This is a genomic window from Paraburkholderia sp. BCC1885, assembly GCF_900996235.1.
GTDB lineage: Bacteria > Pseudomonadota > Gammaproteobacteria > Burkholderiales > Burkholderiaceae > Paraburkholderia.
Genome location: NZ_CAAJGM010000022.1, coordinates 64,980 through 83,664, shown reverse-complemented (window position 1 = coordinate 83,664; position 18,685 = coordinate 64,980). Strand labels below are relative to the sequence as shown.

General features: G+C 62.7%; 16 protein-coding genes. 4 read left to right on the top strand and 12 right to left on the bottom strand.

The window, feature by feature from the left end; translation table 11 throughout:
- Positions 1-301: 301 nt before the first annotated feature.
- Entirely contained in the window at positions 302-1,894 is a 1,593-nt protein-coding gene (locus tag FQ755_RS01685; protein WP_144150378.1) for an ABC-F family ATPase, read from the bottom strand.
- 209 nt (positions 1,895-2,103) lie between these two features.
- On the opposite strand from FQ755_RS01685, the gene FQ755_RS01680 reads away from it, so the two are divergent.
- Positions 2,104-2,310, top strand: coding sequence for a dodecin (locus FQ755_RS01680; protein WP_144150578.1), 207 nt, complete (start codon positions 2,104-2,106; stop codon positions 2,308-2,310).
- A 142-nt stretch (positions 2,311-2,452) separates the two neighbouring features.
- Here the strand turns inward: FQ755_RS01680 and FQ755_RS01675 are convergent, their stop codons facing one another.
- From FQ755_RS01675 to FQ755_RS01660, 4 genes are all read right to left on the bottom strand, one after another.
- Positions 2,453-3,547, bottom strand: a complete 1,095-nt coding sequence (locus tag FQ755_RS01675) for a BMP family ABC transporter substrate-binding protein (RefSeq protein ID WP_144150377.1) — start codon at positions 3,545-3,547, stop codon at positions 2,453-2,455.
- Between the two features lie 76 nt (positions 3,548-3,623).
- Entirely contained in the window at positions 3,624-4,553 is a 930-nt protein-coding gene (locus FQ755_RS01670; protein ID WP_144150376.1) for an ABC transporter permease, read from the bottom strand.
- 34 nt (positions 4,554-4,587) lie between these two features.
- Entirely contained in the window at positions 4,588-5,694 is a 1,107-nt protein-coding gene (locus tag FQ755_RS01665; RefSeq protein ID WP_144150375.1) for an ABC transporter permease, read from the bottom strand.
- 21 nt (positions 5,695-5,715) lie between these two features.
- Entirely contained in the window at positions 5,716-7,335 is a 1,620-nt protein-coding gene (locus FQ755_RS01660) for an ABC transporter ATP-binding protein (protein ID WP_144150374.1), read from the bottom strand.
- A gap of 254 nt (positions 7,336-7,589) precedes the next feature.
- Here FQ755_RS01660 and FQ755_RS01655 point away from each other — a divergent pair, with 254 nt between their 5' ends.
- Positions 7,590-8,522, top strand: a complete 933-nt coding sequence (locus FQ755_RS01655; protein ID WP_012433318.1) for a LysR substrate-binding domain-containing protein — start codon at positions 7,590-7,592, stop codon at positions 8,520-8,522.
- A gap of 69 nt (positions 8,523-8,591) precedes the next feature.
- Here the strand turns inward: FQ755_RS01655 and FQ755_RS01650 are convergent, their stop codons facing one another.
- Positions 8,592-9,992 carry an 8-oxoguanine deaminase gene (locus FQ755_RS01650; RefSeq protein WP_144150576.1) on the bottom strand — a complete coding sequence of 467 codons (1,401 nt, stop codon included), beginning with the start codon at positions 9,990-9,992 and terminating at the stop codon, positions 8,592-8,594.
- Positions 9,993-10,651: 659 nt separating this feature from the next.
- On the opposite strand from FQ755_RS01650, the gene uraH reads away from it, so the two are divergent.
- Together uraH and FQ755_RS01640 are read left to right on the top strand one after the other, a co-directional pair.
- A complete protein-coding gene (uraH, locus tag FQ755_RS01645) occupies positions 10,652-11,005 on the top strand; it encodes a hydroxyisourate hydrolase (RefSeq protein ID WP_144150373.1) in 354 nt (117 codons plus the stop codon).
- 343 nt (positions 11,006-11,348) lie between these two features.
- Complete coding sequence (locus tag FQ755_RS01640) at positions 11,349-12,542, top strand: urate hydroxylase PuuD (protein ID WP_144150372.1); 1,194 nt, start codon at positions 11,349-11,351, stop codon at positions 12,540-12,542.
- A 274-nt stretch (positions 12,543-12,816) separates the two neighbouring features.
- Here the strand turns inward: FQ755_RS01640 and FQ755_RS01635 are convergent, their stop codons facing one another.
- From FQ755_RS01635 to FQ755_RS01610, 6 genes are all read right to left on the bottom strand, one after another.
- Positions 12,817-13,329, bottom strand: a complete 513-nt coding sequence (locus FQ755_RS01635) for an ureidoglycolate lyase (protein WP_144150371.1) — start codon at positions 13,327-13,329, stop codon at positions 12,817-12,819.
- A complete protein-coding gene (gene alc / locus FQ755_RS01630) occupies positions 13,329-14,339 on the bottom strand; it encodes an allantoicase (RefSeq protein ID WP_144150370.1) in 1,011 nt (336 codons plus the stop codon). Before alc ends, FQ755_RS01635 begins: the two co-directional genes overlap by 1 nt.
- A gap of 101 nt (positions 14,340-14,440) precedes the next feature.
- Complete coding sequence (gene uraD, locus FQ755_RS01625) at positions 14,441-14,962, bottom strand: 2-oxo-4-hydroxy-4-carboxy-5-ureidoimidazoline decarboxylase (RefSeq protein WP_144150369.1); 522 nt, start codon at positions 14,960-14,962, stop codon at positions 14,441-14,443.
- Entirely contained in the window at positions 14,959-15,909 is a 951-nt protein-coding gene (puuE, locus tag FQ755_RS01620; RefSeq protein ID WP_144150574.1) for an allantoinase PuuE, read from the bottom strand. Before puuE ends, uraD begins: the two co-directional genes overlap by 4 nt.
- Positions 15,910-16,213: 304 nt before the next feature.
- Positions 16,214-16,993, bottom strand: a complete 780-nt coding sequence (locus FQ755_RS01615) for an aspartate/glutamate racemase family protein (RefSeq protein ID WP_144150368.1) — start codon at positions 16,991-16,993, stop codon at positions 16,214-16,216.
- Positions 16,994-17,006: 13 nt separating this feature from the next.
- Positions 17,007-18,500 carry an NCS1 family nucleobase:cation symporter-1 gene (locus FQ755_RS01610; protein WP_144150367.1) on the bottom strand — a complete coding sequence of 498 codons (1,494 nt, stop codon included), beginning with the start codon at positions 18,498-18,500 and terminating at the stop codon, positions 17,007-17,009.
- Between the last annotated feature and the right edge of the window lie 185 nt (positions 18,501-18,685).

Below are 18,685 nucleotides of genomic sequence, written 5' to 3'. Positions count from 1 at the left end.
ACGAGCGAACGTTCGGGCGAAATTTGATCCTGGCCAAGGAAAGTGCAAACGATCTGTCATATTTTGTTTATGCGCGCGAAAACCGTGATGGACGGCGCAAATGCGGAAGACAACGACGCGCTTGCCGGCATGTCATGGCTGACGTGCGGGACGACATTCAGGCGGAAGGAAAATCGAAGCGGGGGGAGATTTGAAGCGCGCTCAAGCGGCGCGTGACTGCGGGATCCGCGTGGCGCCCACCGGGTGTTCCGGCGCGTACCACGCGGCTACATCGTGAAACTGAAGCGGACCGGCTGAATACTTACTGCACGCCCTGGCTCGCGAGGAAATCCTCGTAGTTGCCACCGAAGTCATACAGCGTGCCGTCGGTGCGCACTTCGATGATCCGGTTCGCCAAGCCGCTGACGAATTCGCGGTCGTGCGACACGAAGATCAGCGTACCTTCGTATTTATCGAGCGCGATCTGCAGCGATTCGATCGACTCCATGTCCATGTGGTTGGTCGGCTCGTCCATCAGCAGCACGTTGTGGCGGCCCAGCATCAGCTTGCCCCAGATCATGCGGCCTTTTTCACCGCCCGAGAGCACCTTGACCGACTTGCGGATGTCGTCCGCGTTGAACAGCAGGCGGCCCAGCGTGCCGCGCACCATCTGCTCGTCGTCGCCTTCCTGGCGGTAGACGTCGATCCAGTCCATCAGCGTGACGTCGTCCGGAAACTCTTCGTAGGTATCCTGCGGCATGTAGCCGATATTCGCGTTCTCCGCCCATTTGACCGTGCCGTGGTCCGTCTTCACGCCGCCTTGCAGCGAACGCAGCAGCGTGGTCTTGCCGGCGCCGTTCTGACCGATGATGGCGATGCGCTCGCCCGGCTGCACGCTAATGCTGAAGTTGCTGAAGATCGTACGCTCGTACTTCTTCGTGATGGCGTCGGCCACCACCGCGATGTTGTGCAGCTTCTTCTCGTATTCGAAGCGGATAAACGGATTTTGCCGCGACGACGGCTTGAATTCCTCGATCTTGATCTTGTCGATCATCTTCAGACGGCTGGTGGCCTGGCGCGCCTTCGACTTGTTGGCCGAGAAGCGGCGCACGAAGTCCTGCAGGTCGGCGACGCGTTCCTTCGCCTTGGCGTTGGCGTTCTGCTGACGCTCGCGCGCCTGCGTGCTGGCCAGCATGTAATCGTCGTAGTTGCCCGGATAGACCTTCAGCGTGCCGAAGTCCATGTCGGCCATGTGCGTGCAGACCTGGTTCAGGAAGTGTCGATCGTGCGAGATGATGATCATCGTCGAGTTGTACTGGTTAAGCATGTCTTCCAGCCAACGGATCGAGTTGATGTCCAGGTTGTTGGTCGGCTCGTCCAGCAGCAGCACGTCCGGCTTCGAGAACAGCGCCTGCGCCAGCAGCACGCGCAGCTTCCAGCCCGGCGCCACGTTGCTCATCGGCCCGTTGTGGTCTTCGATGGCAATACCGATGCCAAGCAGCAGTTCGCCCGCGCGCGCTTCCGCCGTGTAGCCGTCGTACTCCGCGAACTTGGCTTCGAGCTCGGCGGCGTGCATGTAGTCATCATCGGTCGCGTCGGGGTTGGCGTAGATCGCATCGCGTTCGGTCATGGCGTTCCACATTTCGGTGTGGCCCATCATCACGACGTCGAGCACGCGCACGTCTTCGTAGGCGAACTGGTCCTGGCGCAGCTTGCCAAGACGCACATTCGGTTCGAGCATGACATTGCCCGAACTCGGTTCCAGATCGCTACCCAGAATCTTCATGAACGTGGACTTGCCGCAGCCGTTCGCACCAATCAGGCCATAGCGGTTCCCTCCCCCGAATTTGACCGAGATGTTCTCGAACAGGGGCTTCGGCCCGAATTGCATGGTGATATTTGCGGTAGACAGCACGGCGCGTCCTTTGAATGAATTTGCGGCGAACAACCCAATATTTTAGCAGGTTATCAAGATGTTATCCCGTGCACGATCGCTTTGACCGCCTGCCATGGCCTAGGGGCGCTGCGAGATGCGCCGGGCACGCGATGTGCGCCCTATTTCTTCACCGTGCACGGACATGTCGGGTCCCTGCCTTCTCATACCTGAAGATTAAGGAGGAAATGATGAAAGACCACGTCTACAAGCAGATTGAATTGACCGGATCGTCGGAGAAATCGAGCGACGACGCGGTTCGCACCGCGATTGAAAAAGCGTCCAAAACCCTGCGAAATCTACATTGGTTCGAAGTGACCGAAACGCGGGGCCATATCGAAGACGATAAGGTCGTGCACTGGCAGGTGACCATCAAGGTCGGCCTGCGAATCGAATAAGGAAAAAAAGCGGCGTCCGCGAGGACGCAGCCCTTAAAAGCAGCGATTGCTGGATCGCCGCCTAGTCGATAGTTGGACTGATGCAACGGCAACGCGGGCTGGCGCGAGGCCGCGCCAGCCATCCGCTGCGCGGCCCACGCAATTACTTAGGCAAAGCGCCGTCCACGCCATCCACGTACCAGTTGATGCGCTGCAATTCTGGATCGGCCAGCGTCTTGCCGGCCGGCACCTTCACTTCGCCCGCCTGGTCCTTGATCGGGCCGGTGAACACATCCCACTTGCCGCTCGCGATCTGCTCGCGCTTCGCCGCGACGTCCTTTTGCGCATTGGCCGGCACCGCCGACGTGTTCAGATCATCCAGATCGACGGCCTTTTGCGGAATGCCCCACCACACCGGATCGTTCTTCCATTTACCGTCCAGTACCTGCTGGATCACGGCCGTGTAATACACGCCCCAGTTGCCGACCACCGAGCCCAGGTGCGCGTCAGGACCGAATTTCTTCATGTCCGAATCCCAGCCGAACGCATGCACGTGCTTTTCCGAAGCGGTCGCCAGCGTCGCGCTCGAGTCGGTGTTCTGCAGCAGCACGTCGGCGCCCTGCCCGATCAGCGTCTCAGCGGCCTGCTTTTCCTTGCCCGGATCGAACCAGCTATTGATCCAGATGACCTTGGTGTGGATCTTCGGATTCACCGAACGCGCGCCGAGCGTGTAGGCGTTGATGTTGCGAATCACTTCGGGAATCGGCACCGAAGCGACGAAGCCCAGTGTGTTGGTCTTCGTCACATAGCCCGCGGCGACGCCGGCCAGATAGGCGCCCTGATACATCCGCACGTCATAGGTGCCGAAGTTCGGCGCCTTCTTGTAGCCGGTTGCGTGCAGGAACACGGTATCCGGGAAGTCCTTCGCCACTTTTAGTTCGAAGTCCTGATAACCGAAGCTCGAACCGATGATGATCTTGTTGCCCTTGTTGGCCAGATCGCGGAACACGCGCTCCGAATCCGCCGATTCCGGCACGTTTTCAACCCGCGTGATCTTGATCTTGCTGCCGAACTTCGCTTCGGCGGCCTTCGATCCCTGGTCGTGCGCATAGGTCCAGCCGGCGTCGCCCGGGTTGCCGAGATAGACGAAGGCGACACCCGGCGCATCTGCGGCCTGCGCGGATTGTGACAGCGTCACGCCAAGGGCTAGCGACACAGCACCGAGCGCCGCGGCGGTCAGCAGATTTCTTCTCTTCATGTTTTCTCCTGTCGTGTAATGGATTGGTGCGAATCGTTGAGCGAGCTTGTATCAGACACATGACGGGTTGCAGCGGCTAGCCCGCCGCGAAGAACGGCTTGCCGAGCGACGCCGGCGCATTCAGGCGAATCGTGTTCGGATTGCGCGAGATCAGCACCAGCACCACGATCGTCGCCACGTAGGGCAGCATGGCGAGGAACTGCGTCGGCACCGGCACGCCGATCGCCTGCGCGTAAAACTGCAGGCCGGTAACAGCGCCGAACAGCAGCGCGCCGATCAGCAGACGCCCCGGCCGCCAGGTGGAAAACACCACCAGCGCGAGCGCGATCCAGCCGCGCCCCGAGGTCAGCTGTTCCTGCCAGAGGTGCAGATTGACGATCGAGTAGTAGCCGCCCGCGAGACCAGCCATGCCGCCGCCGAAGGCGACCGCGCCGTAGCGCACGCCAATCACTGGAAAGCCCACCGAATGCGCCACCTGCGGCGACTCGCCGACCGAGCGCAGCACGAGCCCCGCGCGGGTGCGGTACAAAAACCAGCCCACTACGGCGAACATGATGAAGGCGAGGTAATCGAGCGGCGTCAGGCTGAAGAAGGCGGCCCCGAGCACCGGAATCTTCGAGAGCAGCGGAATGGTCCACGTGTCGATCGACGCGCGCACCGCCGCCGACGTATACGGCTTGCCGACGTAAGCCGACAACCCGATACCGAAGATTGTCAGCGAAAGGCCGGTGGCGACCTGGTTGGCGAGCATGGTCAGCGTGAGAAAGCCGAACAGCAGCGACATGGCGAGCCCGGCCACGATCGACGCCAGCACGCCGAGCCACGGATCGCCGGTCACCGACGTGACCGCGTAGCCGCTGACGGCGCCCATCAGCATCATGCCTTCCACGCCGAGATTCAGGACTCCCGATTTTTCGGTGACGAGTTCGCCTGCTCCCGCAAACATCAGCGGAATCGCGGCAGTAACGGCGCTCGAGGTGAGCGCACTAGCTTGTTGGATATCCATAAGGCCGGGTCGGGAAAATCGGTGGGCTTCAGTTTCAGTTCGCGTGAACGGCCGCGGTACGGCGGCGCACGCGGTAATTCACAAACAGGTCGGCGCCCAGCAGGCAGAACAGCAGCAGCCCCTGGAACACGCCGGAGAGTGCCTGCGGCAACTGCATCGAGGTTTGCACCGCCTCGCCGCCCAGATACAGCAATGCCATCAACAGACTCGCCAGCACGATGCCCACAGGATGCAAGCGCCCCACGAACACGACGATGATCGCGGTGAAGCCGTAACCCGGCGACCAGGTCGCCTGCAACTGCCCGATCGGTCCGGCGATTTCGCCCATGCCCGCCAGACCCGCAAGAGCGCCGCTGATCAACAGCGAAGTCCAGATGGTCTTCTTGTCCGAGAAGCCGGCATAGCGCGCGGCGAGCGGCGCGAGGCCGCCCACGTTCATGCGGAAGCCCGCGAAACTCTTGCGCATGAAAAGCCACACCAACGGAATCGCAGCCAACGTGACGAAGATCGAGGCATTCAGACGCGTGCCACGCAGGAATTTCCAGTGCCAGTCGCCGGAAAAAGTCGGATACAGCGCGTCGCCGCTGAACATTTCGGAGAGCGGAAAATTCATGCCCTGCGGATCGCGCCACGGACCGCTCACCAGATAGATCAGCAATTGCGCCGCGACGTAGGTGAGCATCAGGCTCGTCAGGATTTCATTAGTGTTGTAGCGGCTTTTCAGAAAGGCGGGAATCGCCGCCCACGCCATGCCTCCCGCGACACCGGCCAGCATCATGGTGGGCAGAATCCACCAGCCGCTCGCCTGATCGAAATAGATCGCCACGCCGCTCGCCGCGATACCGCCAAGCAGCATCTGTCCTTCGGCGCCGATGTTCCAGACATTGGCGCGATAGCCAATGGCGAGCCCAAGTCCAATCAGGCATAAAGGCGAGGCTTTCAGCAGCAGTTCGGACCAGCCGTTCACATTCGCAAGCGGTTCGATGAAGAAGGCGTGCATCGCCTCCAGCGGATCGCGGCCCACGAGGCCGAAAATCAGAAAGCCGAGCGCGAGTGTGAGCAGCGCGGCGATCAGCGGCACGGCAAGCTGCATCGTGCGTGACGGCGCGGTACGGGCTTCGAGTCGATACGGAAAGATCATGAGTCTGCGTGGTGCCGTAGGTTATGCGTGAGCCGGTTCTTCGGTGGAAGGCGCCGCGCCCTCTTCGCGGCCGCCGAACAGACCTGCCATCCATCGGCCGATCTCCTCGGCGTTGGTATCGCCGGTGATGCGCACCGGCGACAGCCGGCCGCGCGCGAGCACGGCGATGCGATCGCAGATGTCGAACAGTTCCTCGAGTTCTTCGGAGATCACCAGAATCGCGACGCCGCGTGCCGACAGATCCAGCAACTGCTGGCGAATGAACGCGGCCGCGCCGACATCGACGCCCCAGGTGGGCTGCGCGACCACCAGCACCTTCGGCGCCTGCAAAATCTCGCGTCCGACGATGTACTTCTGCAGATTGCCGCCCGACAGACTTTGCGCGAGCGCCTCGGTGCCGCCGCAACGCACGTCGAAGGCGTCGATGCATTTTCTGGCGAAGGCGCGCATTGCGCCGGCCTTGATCCAGCCGGAATTCACCATCTTCTGGCGGTGGCCGGTGAGCAGCGCGTTTTCCGCCAGGGTCATGGCGGGCACCGCGCCACGGCCCAAACGTTCCTCCGGCACGAAGCCGAAGCCGAGCGAGCGGCGCCCACCCGCACCGAGCTTGCCCGCGGGCTTGCCGCAAATCGTGATCGCCTCGGCATGCGCGCCGCGCTGCTCGCCGGAGAGTGCCGCCAGCAGTTCGGCCTGCCCATTGCCGGAGACACCCGCAATGCCGAAGATCTCGCCGGCATGCACGCTGAACGAGACATCGTCGAGCGAGGTGCCGAACGGATCGTCGCTGGCCGCCGAGAGATGCTTCACGTCGAGCAGCACAGCACCGGGGGTATGCGCGCGGCGCGTGTAGTCGGGCAGCGAGTGACCCACCATCAGTTGCGCGAGCGACGCGTGCGTCTCTTCGTGTGGCTTCACGTGACCCGTCACACGGCCGCCGCGCATCACCGTGGCGGTGTCGCATAGTTCCTGGATTTCGTCGAGCTTGTGGCTGATGTAGAGAATGCTGCAGCCTTGCGCCGCGAGACGCCGCAATGTCTCGAACAGCTTGCGGACCGCCTGCGGCGTGAGCACCGAAGTCGGCTCGTCCATGATCAGCAGACGCGGGTTCTGCAGCAGGCAGCGCACGATCTCCACGCGCTGCCGCTCGCCCACCGTCAGGCTATGCACGTGACGCTGCGGGTCGATATCGAGTCCGTAATCCGCCGACACTTCGCGGATGCGCTTTGCCAGCGTCTTCAGGTCGAACGGTTCGTCGAGCGCGAGGGCGATGTTCTCGCCTACCGTCAGCGTCTCGAACAGCGAGAAATGCTGAAACACCATGCCGATGCCGAGCTTGCGCGCGGCCGCCGGGCTCGCGATTTCCACCGCCTCGCCTTCCCAACGGATCTCACCGGCGTCCGGACGCACCGCGCCGTAGATGATCTTCATCAGCGTGCTCTTGCCCGCACCGTTTTCGCCGAGCACCGCGTGGATCTCGCCGGGCGCGACGATCAGGGTGACGTCGTCGTTGGCGCGCACGGCCGGATATTGTTTGGTGATGCCCGCCAGCACGAGCCGCGGCACCGCCGCAGGAATAGTCGGGATAGCCGGGGCGCCTGCGGGTTGCGCGGCGTCGCTGTTATAGGAAGAGGAATCGCCCATGAGTTTCCGTAATACGTCGGTGACCGTGTCGTGCAGCGAGGCGGTGCGCCCCGGACGAATGCGCCGCGTCTTCGTTATGTCGAAATGACAATACCTAATTCGACCCAGCCAGTCGAGCCGCCAAAAATCCCCGCAAACCCGCGCCAGTGCGTGCTGTGCGGGTATCCCTCTCTTGACGCGTCTTTGTGTCCATATTAAAAGTCATATACCCCAAGGTCCATTCGATCAGCCAGAACATATATTTCGGAGAAGTCATGAGCCAGCAACGCGAGGCGATCGACACATATTTATTACGCGTCTTGCACACCCTGTTGATGGAGCGCAGCGTTACCCGCGCGGCCGTCAAACTCAATCAGTCACAACCCGCCATTAGCGCGGCACTGCGGCGTCTGCGCGACATCACCGGCGACCCGCTGCTGGTGCGCGGCAAGTCCGGCATGGTGCCGACCGAGTACGGGCTGCGTCTGCTCGAACCGGTGCAGAACGCCCTGCGTGAAATCGAGCGCATCAAGTTCCAGCAGCACAATTTCGATCCTGCCACCTCGATCCGCTGCTACCGGATCGGCTGCCCGGATTATCTGAACGTGCTGTTCGTGCCGACGGTGGTGGAGCGGTTCCGCCAGGCCGCGCCTAATGCGACGCTCGAGTTTCACTCGCTCGGGCCGGCGTTCGACTATGAACTGGCGCTCGAGGACGGCAAGCTCGACATCGTGGTCGGCAACTGGCCGGAGCCGCCCGAGCAGTTGCATCTGTCGAACCTGTTCGTCGACCAGATCGTCTGCCTGATGAGCAACGCCCATCCGTTCGCCAAGCGCGGCGGCCTGACGCTCGACCAGTATCTGAATGCCCCGCATCTTGCGCCTACTCCCTATTCGGTCGGCCAACGCGGCGCGATCGACGTGCACCTCGCGCGCGAACGCCTGAAGCGTCATGTCGTCGTGACTCTGCCGTACTTCAATCTGGCGCCGTATGTGCTGATCAAGTCGGACCTGATCTTCACCACGACGCGGCTTTTTGCGGACTACTACGCGAAATTCCTGCCTCTGACCGTGGTGCCCGCGCCGCTGGATTTCCCGCCAATGCAGTACTACCAGCTATGGCACGAACGGGTGCATTACTCCGATGAAGTGCGCTGGTTGCGAAGCCTCGTTGCCGAGGCAACCAAAACCCTGATCGACAAGCCCTAAAACAAGCCCTAAAACAAGCCTTAAGTCCAGCCAGGCCCGCGTCACGGATGCGGGCCTGGCACATCATCGCTACGCCGCGGCTTGATACAGCGTTTTCGCCAGGCGGTTGTGCTGCTCGATCACAGGGCCCAGTTCGACGGTCGTCAACTGCCCTTCTTTCACCACCACTTTCCCGCCAATCACGCTGTACGACACCTGCGACGGCGCACAGAACACCAGGGCCGCCACCGGGTCATGCAAGGCGCCTGCAAACAACGGCTGACGCAGATCGAACGAGACGAAATCCGCCGCCATACCTGGCGCCAACGCGCCGATGTCGTCGCGGTTGAGCACTTTCGCGCCGCCCAGCGTGGCGATCTCCAGCGCTTCGCGCGCGGTCATCGCATCGGGGCCGAAGCCAACCCGTTGCAGCAGGAGCGCCTGACGGACCTCCGCGACCATCTGCGCGCCATCATTCGACGCCGAGCCGTCCACGCCAAGACCCACCGGCACGCCGGCGAGCCGCATGCGTTTGACCGGCGCGATGCCTGAAGCAAGCCGCATGTTCGAGCACGGACAGTGCGCGACGCCCGTCCCCGTGCGCGCAAACAGTGCGATCCCCGCATCGTCCAGTTGCACGCAGTGGGCATGCCACACGTCGTGGCCGACCCAGCCCAGATCCTCCGCGTACTCCGCCGGCGTCATACCGAATTTCTCGCGGCTGTAAGCAATATCGTTGACGTTCTCAGCCAGATGCGTGTGCAGCGACACCCCGTATTGACGCGCCAGCACCGCCGATTCGCGCATCAGGTCGCGGCTCACCGAAAACGGCGAACAGGGCGCGACCACCACGCGCAGCATCGCGTACCGGCCCTCGTCGTGATACGTCTCGATCAGGCGCTGCGTGTCCTTCAGAATCTCCGGCTCGCGCTCCACCACGGAATCCGGCGGCAAACCGCCGTCTTTCTGGCCCACGCTCATGCTGCCGCGCGCCGCATGAAAGCGCATGCCGATCCGCTGCGCGGCCGCAATGCTGTCGTCGAGCCGGCTACCGTTCGGGTAGATGTACAGATGGTCGCTCGACGTGGTGCAGCCCGACAGCAGCAACTCGGCCATCGCGGTCAGCGTCGAGACTTCGATCATCTCCGGCGTGAGGTTCGCCCACACCTTGTACAGGTTCGTCAGCCAGCCGAACAGTTCTGCGTCCTGCGCGGCCGGAATCGCCCGCGTCAGGCTTTGATACATGTGGTGATGCGTGTTGATCAGGCCCGGTATCACCAGATGCCCACGCATATCCAGCACTTCGTCGGCGGTTTGCGGCAGGTCCGCCGTCGGTCCGACCGCGACGATCCGGTTGTCCTCGATATACAGGCCGCCGTCGCGCAACTCGCGCCTCGCGCCGTCCATCGTGACCAGCACGTCCGCGTGCCTGACCAGCATCGTTTTGCCGCGTCTGCCTGCGCGGGCTTCTGCGTGAATGCCTGCGCCCATGCCTGCCTGTTGCTCCATCGTCATTCGTTTTCTCCGCTTTGTTGCTGCCGCAGCGGCGCGCCGTGGTTCGGGCCGGCCGTGCGGCAAGGCCGATACTGGATGCTGCGCCAGCAGGCCATACCGTGTGCAAAGTCGTGCGAATGCGATGCGGCGGACACGCTGCCGTGCCGCCGCGTCCATTCGAACGCCGTTGGCCCGGTTACCCAGCGTGCTACGCCGTCTTCGGGATGCGCGGCATTGCTGCTGCGCACAGACGTAACCTTCGACGGCCAAAATAACGCTGACAACATGCGCCGGTGCGATACCCAGGTTCACACAGCCGATATAGTGGGCTTTTTTGGCACCGGTAGGATCGGGACAAACGGTTATCCAGGTCTCATGGCCGCTCGCGAGGCGCTTGTAAATGGATCGCGCAGACTTTGCGCGGCTCCTGAAGGCCTTGCAGGTCATGGCGCCTTACAGCGGGCTGTCATGCGCAAGGTCTTATCTTTCCTATCGCTCGCGCATCGACGGGAACATCCTTTTTACAATGGCTGCCACGGCGCTCGCTTCAATTCGCCGACGGGTATGTAGCCACTGACGTGGAGCCTCGATCCGCCGCAACGTATTCTGGATCGGGACGCCGCCGAAACCTCGCAAACACACAAGGAAAATTGCGAATGGGAAAGCTCACTACCCATGTGCTCGACACCGCCAACGGCCGTCCCGGCGCGGGCATCAAGGTCGAACTCTTCGCGCTCTCGGGCGACACGCGCCGTGCGCTGAAAACCACCCTCACCAATGACGACGGCCGCTGCGACCAGCCGCTGCTCGAAGGCGACGCGCTCGTCGCGGGCGAATACGAACTCGTGTTCGGCGCCGGCGATTACTTCGCGTCGATCGGCACGAAGGTGCCGGAGCCGCGCTTCGTCGATCGCGTGGTGTTGCGCTTTGGCGTCGCCGACGCCGCCGCGCACTATCACGTGCCGCTGCTGGTGTCGCCGTGGTCGTACAGCACTTATCGCGGCAGCTAGGCGCGCTCGCCGGGATATCACGCGCGACACGATGAAAACCGCGAGCCGGATTCACACCTTGGAGGCATCGCTACCGCTGCCTTTCGCAGATGACTGGAGACACCTGCGAAGTGCATCCGAAGGCGAATCGCGTAGCTCGGCAACGGCTGCCGTCACCGAAGGCTTCGAACCGGCCGACCCGCACCACCCGCAATCCGACGCCGCGCGAACTGAGCGCGCCGCGTCCCCTAACAGCAGTTTGCACGCGTCGCGCGTGGCAGACCGGACGGCCGGACCATAACCAGTCGTCCCGCCTCATGCCGCCGCCCACCGCGCAGACAACGAATCAGAATTGGAGGAGTTCATGGAAGGCTTTATCACCGACTGGCTGAACCTGGCCTTGCGCTGGTTTCACGTCATCGCCGCGATTGCGTGGATCGGCGAATCGTTTTACTTCGTCGCTCTCGACAACAGCCTGAAACCGCCCACCGATCCGAACCAGCGCCGGCGCGGCGTGTTCGGCGAACTGTGGCACGTGCACGGCGGCGGCTTCTACAACATGCAGAAGTACACCGTCGCACCGCCGGAAATGCCCGATGACCTGCACTGGTCGAAGTGGCCGTCGTACACCACCTGGCTGTCGGGTGCGAGCCTTTTCACCGTGCTGTATCTGTTTTCGCCGAGCACCTACCTGATCGACAAAAGCGTGATGGATATGGGTCCGGTGGTGGCCGTGTTCTCCGCGCTCGGTTTCCTCGCTGCGGGCTGGATTGTCTACGACTCGCTGTGCCGCACGTTGGGCAGCAAGGACAAGGTGCTGGGGATTTGCGTCGGCATCTATGTGCTGATCGCGGCGTGGCTGGCGTGCCACATCTTCGCGGGGCGGGCGGCGTACCTGATCGTGGGCGCGATGCTGGCGACGATCATGTCGGCCAACGTGTTCTTCGTGATCATTCCGGGTCAGCGCAAGATGGTCGACGCCATGTTGAAGGGCGACACGCCGAATCCGATCTACGGCAAGCGCGGCAAGCAGCGCTCGGTGCACAACACTTACTTCACGCTGCCGGTGGTGTTCGCGATGCTGTCGAACCACTACGCGATGACCTACACGAACCAGTACAACTGGCTCGTGCTGGCGATGATCATGATGGCCGGCGCGCTGATTCGCCAGTTCTTCGTGATGCGCCATCGCGGCCAGGTGCTGTGGTATCTGCCGCTGGTGGGGATCGTGCTGATGTTCGGCGCCCTCTTCTGGACCATGCCGAAGCCGGTCGTGCCGCAAGCCGAAGCGGCCAATGCGCCGACGCTGAAGGTCGCCGACATTGCGCCGATCCTGCAACAACGCTGCGCCGCCTGCCACTCCGCGCATCCGACCTTGATGGGCAGCGCGCCGTCGGGTGTGATGTTCGATACGCCGGATGAAATCTCGCAGAATGCGCAGCGCCTGTATCAGCAAGCCGTGACGCTGAAGGCGATGCCGCTCGGCAACGTCACGCATATGACGGACGACGAGCGTCAAAAGGTGGCGGCGTGGTTCCAGGGTGGGGCGCTGAAGTAAGCGATTGAGGCGAGGCCGGATCGCTGAAGCGGCCGGCCGTTTCACCTGGCCGGTCGCCGATGGAGACAGGCAGCGGGCTTTGCGCGGGAGCGCAAAGCCCGCTTTGGTTTAGGACGTAGTGAGCTTGAACGATGTACGGCTCTGAGGACTTCGATGCGTTGAAGCATGCACGAAGCCGAGGCCCAATACAAAACGCCCGAGGCACACAATGCCACGGGCGTTTGTTCTTCCAGCGACCCACTCGATCGCGTCTTATGCGCGAGCGGCTACGCCATCAGACGGTCGCCCCACTCAACGCATCCTCGGTCAACCAAAACGACTCAGCCAGATCCTGCTCGTTGAGATTGAGCCCATCGCCGCCACGATCCACGACGATGAAATCGCTCACCTCGGCGAGCGCGAGCAACGGATGATGCCACACGCCCTTCGCGTAGTTCACCCCCTGCCAGCCGTTCGTCACGAACGCGCGAATCCGCGTCGCATCGAGCTCGCCGGCCGGCGCCACGACCACGAGGTACGGCTTGTCGTTCAGCGGCACAAACGCCTGGCTGCCGAGCGGATGCCGTTCGAGCATCTTCACCTCGAACGGCAGCACGCGCGGCTGGCCACGAAACAGATTCACCAGCGTGCGACCGTTCTCGTCGGTGACGTCCACTTTCGCGAGATCGTGATAGCGGATCGTCGTGCCGAGGTTGATCGGAATCTGCTTCGCGCCTTCGAGTTCGATTACGTCGCCGAACGGGGCGAACGCATCCTTCGTCAACGGTTCGATGGCGAGCGTTTTCATTATGCGAGCGTACCCCACAGACGCAGACGCGAAACGCCGCCGTCCGGAATGATGTTAAAGCGCACGTGCGTCACCGGTCCGAGCGACGCCACCTCGCTTTCGAAATAGTGCTGGTTGTCCATCTTCAGCTTCTGTTCGCCCAGCAGCACCGGCCAGAACATCGCCTGGGTGATCAGCGAGCTGTCGGTGCCGCCTGTGACATAGGCGGCCTGGATCGAGCAGCGGTCCGGAAAGTTGCCCTTGAAGTGCGCGGTGTCCACTTCGATCTTCTTGATCACGCCAGGTTGTGCCAGGGCGACAATCGCCCAGTCGTTGCCCGGCTCGCGACGGCGGCGCGTTTCCCAGCCGTCGCCCATGTTCACGCCACGGCCCGGCATCAGGATGGTCGAGGCCGCACCGAAATGCTGGTTGTTTGCTGCGACCAGGTACGCACCGTTTTCCATCGCGGCCAGATCGAACTGCTCGGTGCGGCTCGCGCCGGCCCAGTCCATTTGCGGCTGGCCGTAGACCCGCAGACGCGCAATCCCGCCGTCCGGATAGATGTTCACGCGCAGGTGCGTGTAAGCGTTCGTATCGCCGACTTCGTGATAGTGGTGACTGTTGCCTTGCAGCGTGGCCGACGGGACGATTTCGGTCCACTGGGTCGACTGGTTCGGCTGACCGTCCACCACCCGCGCCGCTTCCACCGACGCCGCCGGCGGGAAGTTGCCCGTGAAGTGGCTCGTATCGAGATCGAGACCTTTGATCACACCCGGACGCGCGAGCTTCACCACGCACCAGTCGTAACCGGTGGTGCGCTTGCGGCGCGTTTCCCAGCCGTCCATCCACTTGCCGTGATCGTCGTACTTGCCCGGAATGAAGACAGCCGGTTCCGGATTCAGCATGCGTTCCTTCGGCGCGAAGAAATCGTCGCTCGCCTCGAGCGCCTGCGCGCCGAGACGCGGATCCGCCAGGTTCACATAGCGGCGCGTGAAGTCCGGTGCGTTGGGGTCGAGAATCGGGAGTGCCATCGTTGTCTTCCTTCCTGTCTGATAGTGCTAGAAAACGCTTCGGTTCGAGACTTGCAGCGCCGTGTCAAAACGCGCGCGTTCACGCTGATGCGGACGCGCAGTTACGCGTCGATCAGGTCGTCGAGCCGAAAACGTGCGATACGGTAGATCTGATCCAGGCTCGCGCGCAATTCGTCGGCGCGGCTATTGTTCACGCGCGCTTCGAAGTTGGCGATGATGCCGTGGCGGTCATAGCCGCGCACCGCGAGAATAAACGGAAAACCGAATTTCTTGCGATACGCCGCGTTCAAACCCACCAGCTTGTCGAATTCTTCCTGCGTGCATTGCGAGAGGCCCGCGCCGCTTTGCTCGCGGGTCGACTCCGCCGTCAGTTCGCCGCGCACGGCGGCCTTGCCTGCCAGCTCCGGGTGGGCATTGATCAATGCAAGCTGCTTCGCTTCGCCGGCGGTTTCGACTGCGTTGGACATCGTGCGATGCAGCGCGTCGATGCTGGCAAAAGGACGCTGTGCGGCTGCGACTTCCGCGACCCACGGCGAGTGCTCGAAGATGCCCGACAGCGCCGCGACGAACGCGTCGGTCGAGATGCTGTTGAGTTGGTCCAGAGTGTATTGCATCGCCTTCATGCCGCAGCCCCGCGGTTGTTGGTTGGATAAGGATGATGTTCGCGCCAGTGCCGCGCAATGTCGACGCGCCGCGTCACCCACACGCGATCGTGCTGTTCGATGTGGTCGAGGAAGCGCTGCAGTGCGCGGAACCGCCCCGGGCGGCCGAGCAGCCGGCAGTGCATGCCGATCGAAAGCATCTTCGGCGCTTCGTCGCCTTCTTCGTAAAGCACGTCGAACGCGTCTCGCAGATACGTGAAGAAGTGATCGGCTGTATTGAAGCCTTGCGGGCTCGCAAAGCGCATGTCGTTGGTGTCGAGCGTGTACGGCACGATCAGCTGTGGCGTCTTCGCGCCGCCGCTGACTTCGACCTCCATCCAGAACGGCAGATCGTCGCCGTAGTAATCCGAGTCGTACAGGAAGCCGCCGTATTCGGCCACCAGACGATGGGTATTCGGACTGTCCCGGCCGGTGTACCAGCCGAGCGGGCGCTCGCCCGTCACACGCTCGATCGCTTCCATGCCGAGGCGCATGTGCTCGGCCTCTTTCTCCGGCGACGCATCCTGATAGTGAATCCAGCGGTAACCGTGGCAGGCGATCTCGTGCCCCAGTTCGACAAACGCACGCCCGAGATCCGGATGACGCTCGATCGCCATGCCGACACCGAACACGGTCAACGGCAAGCCGCGTTTTTCGAATTCGCGCAGAATGCGCCAGACCCCGGCGCGCGAGCCGTACTCGTAGATCGACTCCATGCTCATGTGACGCGCCGGATAGGCGGCCGCGCCGACGATCTCCGAGAGGAACTGTTCCGAGCCCGGATCGCCGTGCAGCACACAGTTTTCACCGCCCTCCTCGTAATTCAGCACGAATTGCACCGCGACGCGTGCCCGTCCGGGCCAGTTTGCCTGCACCGGGTGACGGCCGTAGCCGATCAGGTCGCGTGGATAGTTCGAGTCGAGTGGCATGGTTTGGCGAATGCGTGGTGACGAAACGGGATGACGGAACTGGAAACCGGCGCCGGCTTGGGCGGAAAACACGGAAACCGCAGGAAACGCCCGCGATTTGCCCCAGCGTCTGACGGACCAGTGTAGCGAAAACGTCCCGGCGCGCCCATACACGTGGCCAGATAGTGCGTGTCAGACTGAATGTATGTGCGCGGCCGGCCGCCTGGGGACTTGGACCGGTCGCGCTCGCGTTACCCGCCTGTCACGCGCGTTTCAGGCATTTTCCCTGCTTTACGGCGTTCCTGCCGCCTGGCGAGGCGCCGCGCTAGCGGGCCTGAGACGTGCGCGCCGGCCGAGGGTTTGGATCCGTTTCCGTCGGACTGAAGGACGCCAGCGCGCCGTCGTATCGTTTCGCCAGCGGCCTCGCATAATCGCCGCGCTTGGCGGTGCCAAGGCGCAGCGTCACCAGTGCCTCTACCCACTTCACCGCCGCCGTCACCCCTTCGACAACCGGGGCGCCCAGGGCGTCCTCGATCTCCGCGCAGAGCTGCGCCATTCCCGCGCAGCCGAGCACAATGGCGTCGGAGCCGTCCTCTTCCAGCGCGCGACGGCATTCGTCGAGGATGATGCGCCGCGCCTCCGAGCCCGGCCGGTCCAGTTCGAGCACGGCCACATCGGTCGCACGGACGTTGCGGCAAAAACGCGTCATGCCGTAGCGCTCGGCCAGATGCCACGCCATGCCGCAGGTGCGCTCAAGCGTGGTCACGACGGAAAAGGCCGGCGCCAGCACGCTGGCCGCGTGCATCGCCGCTTCGGCAATTCCGATCACCGGACCGCGCGCCAGTTCACGCGCCGCATAGAGGCCGGGGTCGCCAAAACACGCGATCACGTAACCGTCGCAACCTTCGCGCTCGCCCGCGGCGATTTCGGCCAGCAGGCCGGGGACGGCAAGCGCCTCGTCGTAATAGCCCTCGATCGACGGCGGCCCCGAATCCGGGCTCACCGCGATCACCTCGGTGCCCGGCGCGACGACTTCGCGTGCGCAGCGCCCCATCGCCTCGGTCATGCGCACGGTGGTATTCGGGTTGATCAGCTTGATACGCATTTGCCCTCCTGTTTCAGCCCGCTGAGCGAATCGTCAAGGCGCGATAGAACACTGCGCCGAGCGCCGCACCGATGAACCACGAGAAATTCGCCATACCGTCGAGCGACGGCACCATCACGCACAGCACCGCAATCACGGCAGCGGGCAGCAAAGCGGCGACGGCCTTGTAGTTCACCCCGTTGCGATACCAGTACGTACCCGTTTCGGCGACGGTATAAAGATCGTTCAGCACAATCTTCTGACGCCTCACCAGGTAGAAATCGACAATCAGGACACCATACAAAGGACCGATGAAGCTGCCGAGCACGTCGAGCGTGTAGTGAATCACCGCCGGGTTGTTGAAGAGGTTCCACGGCGTGATGAAAATCGACGCCACCGCCGCCAGCATCCCGCCCATGCGCCAGCTGATGAGACGCGGCGCCACGTTGGAGAAATCGAAGGCCGGGGAAACGAAGTTGGCCACGATATTGATGCCGATCGTCGCGATCGTGAACGTCAGCGCGCCCAGAATCACCGCGCTCGGATAATCGATGCGGCCGACCGTCTCCACCGGATCGGTGATCAACTGGCCGAATACAGGCAAGGTGGCTGCGGTCGTGACCACCGTGACGAGCGAGAAAGCCAGGAAGTTGACCGGCAAGCCCCAGAAATTGCCCTTTTTCACGCTTCTAAAGCTCTTGCCGTAGCGCGAGAAGTCGCCGAAATTCAGCATCGGCCCCGAGAAATACGACACCACGAGCGAGGTCGCCGTGATCATCACCGGCACCACTTCGAGGCCATGATATTTGACGCCGCCCAGGTTGATGCCGATGTTGCGCCAGCCCGCCCGCCACACCATGTAACCGGCGAGCACGAACATCACCACGTATACAGCCGGTCCGGCGAAATCGATAAACTTCTTGATCGTTTCCATGCCGTGCCAGAACACCAATGCCTGCAGCACCCATAGCAGCATGAAGCCGCACCAGCCGAGCGTGGAGAGTCCCATCAGCCCATGACGATGCACGTCCGCATAGGGCAGCAGTTGCGGGAAGAATTTCAGCACCACGATCACCAGCGCGCTCGAAGCGAGATAGGTCTGGATGCCATACCACGCCACCGCGATCAACCCGCGAATCACAGCCGGAATGTTCGCGCCGAGCACGCCAAACGTCGCACGGCACGCAACCGGATACGGCACGCCGTTTTGCTGGCTCGGCTTGGCGATCAGATTGCACAGGACGTTGACGATCGTAATGCCGACCAGCAGCGCAATCAGCACCTGCCAGCTCGTGAGACCGAGTGCGAACAGACTGCCGGCGAACACATAACCGCCGACGCTGTGCACGTCGGACATCCAGAACGCGAAGATGTTATACGCGCTCCACGTCTGGTGACGCAGCGGTGCGAGGTCTTCGTTATACAGCCGCTCGCTGTAACCTGCGGGCATGCCGGGATCGGAGGCTGGGCCTTCCCCGTCGAAAGCAGGGATAGCGGGATTACGCGGTGCTGCACTGAACTGAGCCATGGCTGCTCCTTGAGTGTGAGGGCCGTCGACGGCAGATCGACGGGCAATGCATCCGATACGCACCGCATCCTTCCCGGCCAGGTTGGACAGCAGACGCATCGCGGCTCCGCGGTGTCTTCGTACTTATCTGTACAACTAAGCACTTTTTATTGCCGCTTCGCCGCCAGCCGCGGGCTTGTGACGAA